General features: G+C 68.0%; 4 protein-coding genes. All 4 read left to right on the top strand.

Going from position 1 to position 12,190, the window contains the following annotated elements; all coding sequences use genetic code 11:
- Window positions 1–26 precede the first annotated feature (26 nt).
- Window positions 27–3,086: a CHASE domain-containing hybrid sensor histidine kinase/response regulator family protein gene (locus tag F0185_RS26510; protein ID WP_229477198.1), complete on the top strand. Its 3,060-nt coding sequence runs from the start codon at window positions 27–29 to the stop codon at window positions 3,084–3,086.
- A gap of 70 nt (window positions 3,087–3,156) precedes the next feature.
- Entirely contained in the window at window positions 3,157–6,570 is a 3,414-nt protein-coding gene (gene recC / locus F0185_RS26505) for an exodeoxyribonuclease V subunit gamma (protein ID WP_167229677.1), read from the top strand.
- The gene (recB, locus tag F0185_RS26500) at window positions 6,567–10,208 is read left to right on the top strand and encodes an exodeoxyribonuclease V subunit beta (RefSeq protein WP_167229675.1); all 3,642 of its coding nucleotides are present in this window, start codon (window positions 6,567–6,569) and stop codon (window positions 10,206–10,208) included. Before recC ends, recB begins: the two co-directional genes overlap by 4 nt.
- Window positions 10,205–12,133: an exodeoxyribonuclease V subunit alpha gene (gene recD / locus F0185_RS26495; RefSeq protein WP_167229671.1), complete on the top strand. Its 1,929-nt coding sequence runs from the start codon at window positions 10,205–10,207 to the stop codon at window positions 12,131–12,133. The genes recB and recD overlap by 4 nt, the downstream gene beginning before the upstream one ends.
- Window positions 12,134–12,190: the final 57 nt, after the last annotated feature.

The following is a 12,190-nucleotide window of genomic DNA, read 5'->3' as shown; positions in this document are numbered from 1 at the left end:
GCGAGCGAAAACAACGGGGTTGGACAATGACGCAAGCGATCAAGCGCAGCATGACAGGCACCGTCGGTAGCCGTCCTGTCTCGCGCCTGGTGTGGTGGGGCGTGGGCGTGTCGCTGTCGATCCTGGTCGCGGCGCTGCTGCGCATGGGCGCGACCAGCACGGTCGATGTCGATGCGCGCCAGCGTTTCGACGCGCTCGCGCGCGGCGCGCAATCGAGCCTGTCGACCCGCATCAAGTCGTATTCGGATCTCGCGCGCGGCATGTCGGCCCTGTTCCAGAGCACCGACGCCCCCAACCGCCTGCATTTTCACCGCTACGTGCAGGCACTCGGCATGCGCACGCATTATCCGGCCATCGAAAGCATCACCTTTGCGCGTTACGTGACGGCGTCCGGACGCGACGACCTGATCGCCTCGGTGCGCGCCGACCGCAGCGTCGACGCCGGCGGCTACCCCGACTTCAGCATCCGTCCGGCGGGCGAGCGAGCCGGCTATACGGTACTGACCTTTATCGAGCCGGAAGCGGCGCGCGCCAGCGGCCGCATGGGCCTGGACATCGGCGCCAATCCGGTCGCCGCCGCCCACCTCGAGCAGTCGCGCGACAGCGGCAAGATCAGCGCCTCCGGCATGCCGATCGTGGTCAATGAACCGCGTCCGCACGTGGCGCTGGGCATGCGCATGCCGGTTTATCGCAGCGGCGCGCTGCTTTATAGCGTGGAGGCGCGCCGCGCCGCCTACATCGGCAGCGTGGGCGTGGGCTTCTCGGTGCCGGCGCTGGTCGGCAGCGCGCTCGAAGAAATGCCGCAGCGGCGCCTGCGGCTTGCCTTGTACGCCGACGGCGGCCATGACCCCGAGCGCCGAACCCTGGCCCTGGGCGCCCAGGACCGGCAGCTGTATAACGACCATGATCCGGCGGCCGCCGGCGACAGCGCCGGCGACTGGTTCGACACCGTGCTTCCGGTCGATTACAACGGCAGCCTGTGGAAGGCCCATTTCCGCATCGCCCGTGCGGACCTGTACAGCGACTTCGACCTGATCCTGCCGCCGCTCACCTTCGCGGTCGGTTTCCTGGTGACGATGCTGGCCTACGCCTACTTCTTTACCCTGTACCGCTCGCGCCGCACCGCCATCGAACAGCGCGTGCTGCTCGATTCGGTCCTGAACAGCATCGACGGGCATGTGTACATGAAAGACCGCGAGCGCCGCTACATCTATATCAACGCGCGCACCGCCGAAGCGATGGGCCAGCCGGCCGAAGCGATCATCGGCAAGCTCGATAGCGAGGTGATGGCGCCCGAACTGGCCGATGCCGACTGGAACCAGGATCGCCAGATTTTCGTCGACGGCGCGCGCCATGCCGGCCAGGTGGAATTTACCCGGCCTGACGGCGAGGTGCGCCAGCTCTGGACCGTCAAGGTGCCGGTGCTGCTCGACGGCGAAGTGAGCGCCGTGATCGGCCTGTCGACCGACGTGACCGAACTGCACAAGCTCAAGGCGCAGGCCGACGCCGCCAACCAGGCCAAGAGCAACTTCCTGTCCAACATGAGCCACGAGATCCGCACGCCGATGAACAGCATCATCGGCATGTCGCACCTGGCGCTGAAAACGGTGGCCAATCCGAAGCAACGCGATTACCTGGAAAAGATCCATCATTCGAGCCAGCACCTGCTCGGCATCATCAACGACATTCTCGATTTTTCCAAGATCGAAGCCGGCAAGCTGGAACTGGAAGTGCTCGACTTCGGCCTGGGCGCGCTGATGCAGAACATCGCCAACCAGCTCGGCGACGCGGCCGCCACCAAGCACCTGGCGCTCGAATTCGAGATCGACCCGGCGCTGGCGCAGCAATTGCGGGGCGACCCGCTGCGGCTCGAACAGGTGCTGCTCAACTTCACCTCGAACGCGATCAAGTTTTCGGAAAACGGCCGCATTCGCGTGCGCGCGGTGCCTGGGAACGAAGGCGAGAGCGAGAACGAGAACCAGAGCGACCTGCTGGTGCGTTTCGAGGTTGAAGACGCGGGCATCGGCATGAGCGAAGCCGAAATCGCCGACCTGTTCAAGTCCTTCCACCAGGCCGACCCCTCGACCACGCGCAAGTACGGCGGCACGGGCCTGGGCCTGGTGATCAGCAAACAGTTGGCGGAGCTGATGGGCGGCAGCGTCGGTGTCGATTCGCTTCCCGGCCGCGGCAGCTGCTTCTGGTTCACCGCGCGCCTGGGCAAGGCGCTCAACTTCCTGCAGGGCGGCGACGGCGCGGTCGATCCGGCGGTGCTCGAGCAGCTGCGCGGCGCCTATATTTTGCTGGTCGAAGACAATATCTTCAGCCAGCAGGTGGGCCAGGAACTGCTCGAAGAAGCCGGGTCCACGGTGGTGGTGGCCAACAACGGCAAGGAGGCGATCGACCTGATGCTCAAGGAGCGCTTCGACTGCGTGCTGATGGACGTGCAGATGCCGGTGATGGACGGCTTCGAAGCGACCCGCATGATCCGTTCCGACCAGCGCCTGCGCGACGCGCTGGTGATCGCCATGACCGCCAACGCCGGCCGCGACGACCAGTCGCGCTGCCTGGAAGCGGGCATGAACGAATTTGTGACCAAGCCGATTTCGCCCAAGCTGCTGTTCGAGGTGATCGCCAAATGGCTGTCCACGCGCCCGGCGCGCAACGGACGGCGACGCATGGCGGAGCCGGCCGACCAGGCGCCGACGCGCATGTCGGCCGCGCCGGTGGTCTCGTCCGACGCCGGCATGCTCGATATGGGCGCGCTGTCGCTGACCTTCGGGGCCAATCCGGTCAAGATGCGCAAATACGCCTTCATGTTCCTCGACTCGGCGCGCGACGGCCTGGCCGACGTCAGCGAAGCGCTCGACCGCGCCGATGTCGAGCGCCTGTCCGACCTGGGGCACCGCATGAAAGCGTCGGCCAAGGCGGTGGGCGCGATGCGTTTTGCGGGGATGTGCCAGGACCTCGAACGCTTGCGCGACGGCGGCACGATCGAGCAGGCGCGCACGCTGGTGGAGGGCATGTACGCGCTGCTCGACCAGTTGAACGAGCACATCGCGCATGAACTGACCGAATCAGCAAGTTGAGCCCGCTTTGAAGCGTTGACCGCACGTATCACCCTACCGCGCCCAGCCCAAAGCTAGTATGCTGTGCGCCATGTCTTCCTCTGTCACGCCCGGCCTCCTTATCCTTCACGGAAACCAGATGGAGCAACTGCGTGCCGCGCTTTTCGCCTGGCTGCGCAACCACCCGCTCGACCCGCTCGAAACCGAAATCATCCTGGTGCAATCGAACGGCGTGGCCGAGTGGCTGAAAATCGCCCTGGCCGAAGAAATGGGCGTGTGCGCCGCCACCCGCGTGGCGCTGCCGGCGCGTTTTTTGTGGGAAGCCTACCGTGGCATGCTCGGGCGCGAACGGGTCCCGACCCGCTCCCCGTACGACAAAGGCCCGCTCACCTGGCGCCTGATGCGCCTCTTGCCGCAGTTGCTGGCCGACGACGCCTTCGCCCCGCTGCGCCATTTTCTGGGCGACGGCGACCCCGAACGGCGCCTGCAACTGGCCGAACGCCTGGCCGACCTGTACGACCAGTACCAGGTGTACCGCGCCGACTGGCTCGACGACTGGACTGCGGGGCGCGACCGCCTGCGCGGCGCGCGCGGCGACCTGACCCCGCTCACGCCGGACCAGCGCTGGCAGGGCTGCCTGTGGCGCGCCGTCAACGACAGCCTGCCGCCCCAGTTGCGCGACTCGGGCCGCGCCACCATCCACCAGCAATTCGTGCGCGCGGCCGACAGTGGCGAAGCGCCGGCCGGGCGCCTGCCACGCCGCGTGGTGCTGTTCGGGATGTCGGCGCTGCCGTACCAGACCTTGCAGGCCATCGCCTCGCTCTCGCACCACACCCAGGTGCTGCTGGCCGTGCCCAACCCCTGCCAGTTTTATTGGGGCGACATCATCGAAGGGCGCGAACTGCTGAAAGCGGCGCACAAACGCCAGCGCCAGCGCGGCGGCATCGATTTATCCGGCGTGCCGCTCGAAGAACTGCATGCGCACAGCCATCCGCTGCTGGCCAGCTGGGGCAGGCAAGGGCGCGATTTCATCCGCATGCTCGACGAATTCGACACCGAGTCGGGCGAGCGCGCCGACAAGCTGCGCATCGACCTGTTCAGCGAAGGCGAGGGCGACACGCTGCTGGCGCAGGTGCAGGCGGCCGTGCGCGACATGCTGCCGCTGCGCGAGCATCCGTGCGCCAGGGGGCAGGCGCAGCCCGGGTGCGCGCCTCATGACGACTCGATCGAATTCCACGTCGCCCATAGCGTCCAACGCGAAGTCGAGGTCCTGCACGACCAGCTGCTATCGTGGTTCGGCGCGCCCGGCGCCCGGCTGCGCCCGCGCGACGTGGTGGTCATGGTGCCCGACATCGACACCTTTTCGGCCGCCATCCACGCCGTCTTCGACCAGCACAAACGCAGCGACCCGCGTTTCATCCCGTTCGAAATCGGGGATGTGAAAGACCGCAGCGTCAACCCGCTGCTGGTAGCGCTCGAATGGCTGTTGCGACTGCCGCAGCAGCGCTGCCGCCAGAGCGAAGTGCGCGACCTGCTCGACGTGCCGGCGCTGGCCGCGCGCTTCGGCCTGTCCGAAGACGAACTGCCGATCCTGGGCAACTGGATCGAAGGCGCCAGCGTGCGCTGGGGCCTGGACCAGCAACACCGCGACGGTCTCGGTCTCGGTTCGGCCGGCGAGCAGAATGCCTGGATCTTCGGGGTGCGGCGCATGCTGCTCGGTTACGCCAGCGGCGCCGGCGGCAGCTTCCGGCAGATCGAGCCGTACGCCGAAGTGGGCGGGCTCGACGCCGCGCTGGCCGGTTCGCTGGCGCAGCTGATCGAAACCCTGCTGGCCTGGCGCGCCACGCTGGCCGGGTCGCGCACGCCGGCGCAGTGGGGCGAACAGGCGCGCGCGCTGCTGGCGGCGTTTTTCGCCGCGTCCGAAGAAGGCGACCGCCTCACCCTGGTGCAACTGCAGGACGCCCTGCAAAGCTGGCTGGAAACCTGCGAGAACGCCGGCTTCGACGAAGCGGTGCCGCTGGCGGTGCTGCGCGAAGCGTGGCTCGGCGCCCTCGACGAGCCGACCCTGAACCACCAGTTCGTGTCCGGCGGCGTGACCTTCTGCACCCTGATGCCGATGCGCGCCGTGCCGTTCCGGGTGGTCTGCCTGCTCGGCATGAACGACGGCGACTTTCCGCGCCGCGCGCGCCAGGCCGATTTCGACCTGCTGGCGCTGCCCGGCATGGCGCGCCCGGGCGACCGTTCGCGCCGCGACGACGATCGTTACCTGATGCTCGAAGCGGTGCTGGCCGCGCGCGACAAACTGTATGTCAGCTGGGTCGGGCGCAATGTGCGCGACAACAGCGAGCAGCCGGCGTCGGTGCTGGTGTCGCAACTGCGCGACTACCTGGCCGAGGGCTGGGACCTGGACCTGGCCGCCATGACCACCGAACACGCGCTGCAACCATTCAGCCGGCGCTATTTCGAGCAGGGCGGCATGCTGACCTACGCGGCCGAATGGCGCGCCGCGCACGGCGCCGCCGCCGGCGCCGACGGCGCCCTGGACGATGCGGTGCTGCCGCCGTTCGAACTCGAATCCGAATACCGCCTCAAGCTGGGCGAACTGGCGAATTTTTTGCGCCAGCCGGCGCGCTACTTTTTCCGGCGCCGCCTGGGCGTGGCCTTTGGCGACGCCCAGGCCGTGGGCGAGGACGAAGAACCGTTCTCGCTCGACGCGCTGGAACGCTACTTTCTGGAGGACAGCCTGCTCGACGACGCGGCCGCGCCGGAGGAGCTGCACGAAGTGCGCGACAGCCTGAGCGCGCGCGCCGAACGCCTCAAGCGCGAAGGCGTACTGCCGATTGGCCTGGTCGGCAAGCAGTGGCAGGAACAACTGGTCGAGGGCCTGGTGCCGGTGCGTACCGCCTGGCTGACCCTGGGCGCGCGCTTCGGCCAGATCGCGCCCAAGCTGGCGGTGAGCCTGGACTTCGGCGGCGTGCACCTGGACGATTGGGTCGACAAATTGCGCAGCAACGCGGTCGAAACGGCGTGGCTGCTGCAAATCTCGTCCAAGGTGCTCGATAAAAAAGGCGCGCCGCGCGGCGACAAGCTGATCGCCCCGTGGCTGCGCCAGCTGGCGGCGGCGGCGGTCGGCCAGCCGGTCACCGGCTACCTGGTGGCGCGCGACGCCATCGTCATGCTGGCGCCGCTCGATCGCGACGAATCGCATGCGCAGCTGGCCGACCTGGTGGCGCTGTGGCGCCGCAACATGGATCAACCGCTGCCGGTAGCGTGCAAGACGGCGCTCGCGCTGCTCCAGCAGGGCGAACCGCGCAGCACCTATGACGGCGGCTTTGAGCTCTCCGGCGAAGTGCTGGACCAGTGCCTGGCGCGCCTGTGGCCCGACTATGCGGCCTTGAGCGCCAGCGGCGAATTCCCGGCGGTGGCCGAAGCGCTGTACGGGCCATTGGCGCGCTGGCTCGGCCAGCACATCGAAATCGCTCCCATGGACCGGGACGCGCCATGAGCCAGCTGCTCGACGCCCTCGAGTTCCCGCTGTTCGGCACGCGCCTGATCGAAGCGTCCGCCGGCACCGGAAAAACCTGGACCATCGCCGCCCTGTACCTGCGCCTGGTGCTCGGCCACGGCGGCGAAAACGGCTTCGCGCGCGCCTTGCTGCCGTCCGAGATACTGGTGATGACGTTCACCCGCGCCGCCACGCGCGAGCTGTCGAACCGGGTGCGCGAACGCCTGGTGGAAGCGGCAGGTTACTTCCGTGGCGAATTCGAACTGGACGACCCTTATCTGCACCAGCTGGCCGACGCCTGCGGCAGCGAGGGCGAACGGATGGTCGCCGCCCATCGCCTGATGCTGGCCGCCGACACCATGGACGAAGCGGCCATCTTCACCATCGACGCCTGGTGCCAGCGCATGCTGCGCGAGCACGCATTCGACAGCGGCAGCCTGTTCGACGAAGAACTGGTCAGCGACGAACACGCGCTGTTCGAAGACGCGGCGCACGACTACTGGCGCCAGAACGTCTACCCGCTCGACAGCGGTGCGCTCGGCGCGCTGCTGGCCTGCTGGCCCGACGTGCGCGCCCTGAAGAACACCGTGCGCGAGCTGGTGCGGCGGGTCGCCGTGCTGGGCGATCCGCCCGACGAATCGCTGGAAGAAGCCATCGACCGGGTCGAGCGCACGCAGGCGGCCGAACTGGCCAAGCTCAAAGCCGGTTGGGCCGAACGCGCCGACGCCATGGAACAGTGGATCGCCGGTCAGCGCGACATCGCCCCCAAGTGCTTCAACGGCAACAAGCTGCGCGCCGATTCGCTGCTCAAGTGGTTCGATGCGCTGCGCACCTGGGCACGCGCGCCCGCCATGCTGATGCCGACCCTGACCGACACGGCCTGGCACCGCTTGACGCCCGACGGCATCACCGACGCCTTCAGCAAGGGCTTCAGCGCCGACATTCCACCATGTTTCGAGGCCACCACCGACCTGTGGGAAGCGCTCAAAGCCATCGACCCGCTGGCGCACGCGCTGTACCGCCACGCCGCCTTCCATATTGCGCGGCGCATGATGGAACTGAAGCGCCGCAAGCGCCAGTTCGGTTTTGCCGACATGCTCGATCGCCTGAAAAGCGCGCTCGAAGGCGCCAACGGCGAGGCCCTGCGCCAGCGCATCGTGGACCAGTTCCCGGTGGCGATGGTCGACGAATTCCAGGATACCTCGCCCGACCAGTACGCGATCTTCAACCTGCTGTACCGGGTGGCGGACAACGACCCCGCGCGCGGCCTGTTCCTGATCGGGGACCCGAAGCAGTCGATCTACGGCTTTCGCGGCGCCGACATCCACAGCTACCTGGACGCGCGCAGCGCCACCGAAGGGCGCCACTACCAGCTCGGCACCAACTACCGCTCGACGGCGGCGCTGGTGGAGGCGGTCAACCAGCTGTTCTTGCACGCCGAAGGGCGCGACGGCCATCCCGGCTTTGCCGGCGGCGCTTTTCGCTTCCGCAAAGGCGGCGTCAATCCGCTGCCGTTCGACGCGGTGGCCGCCAAAGGCCGCGACCAGCAACTGGTGGGCGTCGATGGACCGTACCAGGCGCTGGCCATCTGCAGCACCGACCGCGACGACCTGAAAGCGGACGATTACCGCGATTTTTTCGCCCATCACAGCGCCGAGCATATCGTCGGCCTGCTGAACGATCCGCACGCCGGCTTTAGCGAAAACGGCGTCTTCACGCGCCTAGTGCCGGCCGATATCGCCATCCTGGTGCGCGACCGGCGCGAGGCCACCGCGATCCGGCGCGCGCTGGCGCAGCGCAAGATCCCGAGCGTGTACCTGTCGGACAAGGACTCGGTGATCGAAAGCGAAGAAGCGGCCGACGTGCTGCGCTGGCTGCAGGCGGTGGCCAATCCGCTCGACGGGGCGCTGGCGCGCGCGGCGTTTGCCACCCGCACCTCGGGCCTTTCCTTGGCCGAACTGGCGCGCCTCTCATCCGACGAACTGGCCTGGGAAGTGCGGGTCGAGCAGTTGAAGGGTTTGCACATCGTGTGGCAGCGCCAGGGCGTGCTGGCCATGCTGCGCCGCTTCATCCACGACATGCGCCTGCCCGCCGCGCTGTTGCGGCAAGCCGGCGGCGAGCGGCGCCTGACCAATCTGCTGCATTTGGCCGAACTGCTGCAAAGCGCCAGCAGCCAGCTCGAAGGCGAGCAGGCGCTGATCCGCTGGTTCGCCGAACAACTGGCCGGCGTGGGCGAGGGCGGCGACGAACGGGTGCTGCGCCTCGAGAGCGACGCGGAGCTGGTCAAGGTGGTCACGGTGCACAAGTCCAAGGGGCTTGAATACCCGCTGGTGTACCTGCCGTTCGCGGTAACGGCGCGCACCACCGACCGGCGCAACCGCAGCTTTTTCGAGTTTGTCGGGGTTGATGGCGTGCGCCGCATCGACCTGGCATTGTCGGACGAAGCGATGAATGCGGTGGACCGCGCGCGCATCGAAGAAGACCTGCGCCTGTTGTACGTGGCGCTGACGCGCGCGCGTCACTTCCTGTGGCTGGGCGTGGCCGCGGTCACTGCGCGCAAGGCGGGCGAGAACAAGCTGCACGAATCGGCGCTCGGTTACCTGCTCACGGGCGGCACGCCGATCGGCGCGGCCGACCTTCACCCGCACTGGGAAAAGCTGCGCGGCGGCTCGCAAGCGATCGACCTGCAGGCGCTCGATACGCCGCAGCACATCACCATGCTGGCGCGCGACGAGGCCCGGCCGGAGCTGGTGAACGCCGCCGCGTTTGGCGGCAATTTCGAGCGCAACTGGGCGGTCGGCTCGTTCACATCGCTGACGCGCCAGACCAACGCGGCGCCGATGCGCGCACAGGAACAGACCTTGTTCGACGAAGAACAGCAACAACAAGCGCCGCGCACCGACGACGCGCCGTGGCACCGCTTCCCGCGCGGTTCCGTGCCCGGCAATTTTTTGCACGAACAGCTTGAGTGGATGGGGCAGGAAGGCTTTGCCATCGCCGAAGACGAGCAGTTCGGCGCGCGCCTCGGCCAGCGCTGCGAGCGCGCCGGCTGGGGCCATCGCCAGGAAGACGCCGTCACCTGGCTGCACGCGGTGGCGACCACGCCGCTGCCGCAGCTTGGCGCGCCGCTGGCGGCGATCGATCGCGTGATCCCTGAAATGGAATTCTGGTTCCCCAGCGAGCACTTGAACAGCGCCGCGCTGGACCGGCTGTGCAGCGCCAACCTGCTCGGCAAAACCCCGCGTCCCTCGCTGCCGGAACGCTACCTGCACGGCATGCTCAAGGGTTTTGCCGACCTGGTGTTCGAGCACGAAGGCCGCTACTGGGTGATCGATTACAAGTCGAACGCGCTCGGCCCAAACGACGCCGCCTACGGCAAGGCGGCGATGGCGGTGGGGATGGCGGCGCACCGCTACGATATCCAGGGCGCCATCTACATGCTGGCCCTGCACCGCCTGCTCAAGAGCCGCCTGGGCGACGCCTACGAGCCGGCGCGCCAGCTCGGTGGCGCGATTTTCCTGTTCCTGCGCGGGATCGCCAACGCCAGCACGCGCGGCTGCTACCTGTTGGAGCCGGATGTGAGACTGCTCGACAGCCTGGACGCGCTGCTTGGCCCATCGACGCGGGGTGAGGCATGAAACCGGCGGTCACGCTCGACACCCTGTGGACGCAGGTCGCCACCTTGACCGAAGACGGCCAGTTGCGGCGCCTGTCCGGCACCTTTGCACGCTTTGTCGGCTCGCTCGGCAGCGCCACGCCGGCGCTGATGCTCGCTTGCGTGCTGCTGTCCGAACTGGAAGGGCGCGGCCACAGCTGCCTGATGCTCGACCAGCTGGCGCTCGACCCGGCCACCTTGATGGCCTGGGACAAGGAGCAGTGGGATGCGCTGGCCAGGTCGGCCGGGGCGCTGCCGAAAAACCGCAAGGGCTGGATCGATCAGTTGGCGGCGTCAAGCCAGGTGTGGCGGGTGGGCGACCTCGATTTCGACCAACCGTTGGTGCTCGACGGCGAGCGCCTGTACCTGCGCCGCTACTGGCGCGACGAAACCCTGGTCGCGCACACGATCCGCGCGCGCGCCGGGCAGGTGCGCGAGGTCGATGCGCCGGCGGTGCGCATCTGGCTCGACGTGCTGTTTGCATCCGAGCGCCGCATCAAGGGGCCGGACTGGCAAAAGCTCGCCTGCGCGATCGCGCTGCGCGGCTCGATCGCCATCATCACCGGCGGTCCGGGCACCGGCAAGACCTACACGGTGGCGCGCCTGCTTGCGCTGCTGTTCGCGGTGGCGCCGGACGCCGGGCGCCAGCGCATCGCCCTGGCCGCGCCGACCGGCAAGGCGGCGGCGCGCCTGAAGCAGTCGATCGACAAGGCGCTGACCGAACTGGCCGACAAGGTCGGCACCACCTTGCCGCTGCGCGACCTGACGGCCCGCATGGGCGCGGCGCGCACCTTGCATAGCTTGCTGGGCGCGCGTCCCGACACCCGCACCTTCGCGCACAACAAGGGTAATCCGCTCGATATCGACGTGCTCATTGTCGACGAAGCGTCGATGGTGCACCTGGAGATGATGGCGTCCCTGCTGGACGCGCTGCCCGCGGGTGCGACCCTGATCCTGCTGGGCGACAAAGACCAGCTGGCGTCGGTGGAGGCGGGCGCGGTGCTGGGCGACTTGTGCCGCGACGCGCAGGCGGGCGGCTATTCGGCGGCCACGATGGCGTATGCGCTGGCGGCCAGCGGCGAGACCATTCCGGCCGACTATGGCGGCGCCGGCGGGGCGCTGGCGCAGCAGACCGTCATGTTGCGCAGCAGCCGCCGCTTCAGTGGCCCGATCGGGCAACTGGCGCTGGCGGTGAACGCGGGCGATGTCGCGCGTGCCGAGGAAGTGCTGCGCGGTGGCGACGGCACGGTGCGCTGGATCGAGCATGGACACCAGCAGCATGTGGTGCAGCTGGGGTTCGACGGCTATGCGCCGTATCTGTCGTTGATGGGCGAGGGCGATGGCGGCGGCGCGCACGAAACCTGGGTGCGCGCGGTGCTGCACCGTTTTGAAGCGTTCCGCGTGCTGTGCGCGGTGCGCGAGGGCGAGTGGGGCGTGGGCGGCCTGAATGACGCGATCGAACAGCGGCTCGACGGGGCGGGACTGATCCGGCGCCGGGGCGAGTGGTATGTGGGACGGCCGGTGATGATTACGCGCAACGACTACGGCACCGGCGTGTTCAATGGCGATATCGGGCTGACCTTGGGCGATCCGGCGCGTCCGGGATCGCTGCGCGTGTATTTCCTGGAGGGCGACAAGGTGCGCAGCGTGCTGGCGACGCGCTTGCGGCATGTGGAGACCGCGTTCGCGATGACGGTGCATAAATCGCAGGGATCGGAATTTGCGCACACGGTGCTGGTGCTGCCGCGCGAGCGCGGGGCGATGATTGCGCGCGAGCTGATTTACACGGGGATTACGCGGGCCAGTGCGCAGTTCACGCTGGTGTCGCCGGGGGCGACGATCCTGGGCGAGTCGATCGCGCAGAGGACGCAGAGGGCGAGTGGCTTAAGGGAGATGATTGCGGGGTGAGGACGACCGTCGTTGGCGTCACCACGTCGTTGTTCCCGCAACTGGCTCGTCGTTCCC

Source organism: Massilia rubra (genome assembly GCF_011682065.1).
Lineage (GTDB): Bacteria > Pseudomonadota > Gammaproteobacteria > Burkholderiales > Burkholderiaceae_D > Telluria_A > Telluria_A rubra.
The sequence above is the reverse complement of the archived record's forward strand: the minus strand, read 5'-3'. Positions and strand labels throughout refer to the sequence as shown.